At 64.7% G+C, this 436-nt stretch carries 1 protein-coding gene and 1 pseudogene; both read left to right on the top strand.

Features of this window, described 5'->3' with window-relative positions:
• Positions 1–124: pseudogene (locus tag ENZ74_RS35615) on the top strand (LysR family transcriptional regulator); the annotation flags it as partial.
• A gap of 74 nt (positions 125–198) precedes the next feature.
• A partial coding sequence (locus ENZ74_RS34145; protein ID WP_206522427.1) for an ATP-binding protein occupies positions 199–436 on the top strand: 238 nt, incomplete at its 3' end.

Below are 436 nucleotides of genomic sequence, written 5' to 3'. Positions count from 1 at the left end.
GCTGGTGCCGGTGACGGATCATGTGCTGAAGACCGGCAAGGCCTTCTATGTCGTCTGGCCGAAGAACCGGGAGCTCAGCGACAACGCCCGCAAGGTGCGCGACTGGCTGGCGGCGCAGGCATAAGTCGTTTTCCACTGATCCACCGCTGGCGCAATTCTGCCCCTCCCGCGCGACGCGAATCCGCCTATAGTGCCGCCATGCCCATCCGCCAGCTTTCCGAAACGATGATCAACCAGATCGCCGCCGGCGAAGTCATCGAGCGTCCGGCGAGCGTGGTCAAGGAACTGGTCGAGAATGCGCTCGATGCCGGTGCTTCGCGCGTCGAGATCGTCACATCGGGCGGCGGGCTGAACCTGATCCGCGTCACCGATGACGGCTCCGGCATTCCCGAACGGGAGCTGGCGCTGGCGATCGCACGTCACTGCACCTCCAAGC

The organism is Mesorhizobium sp. M7A.F.Ca.CA.002.15.2.1 (assembly GCF_003998715.1).
Taxonomy (GTDB): domain Bacteria; phylum Pseudomonadota; class Alphaproteobacteria; order Rhizobiales; family Rhizobiaceae; genus Mesorhizobium; species Mesorhizobium ciceri.
Note: the sequence above shows the minus strand (reverse complement) of the source record. Positions and strands in the feature narration are given on the sequence as shown.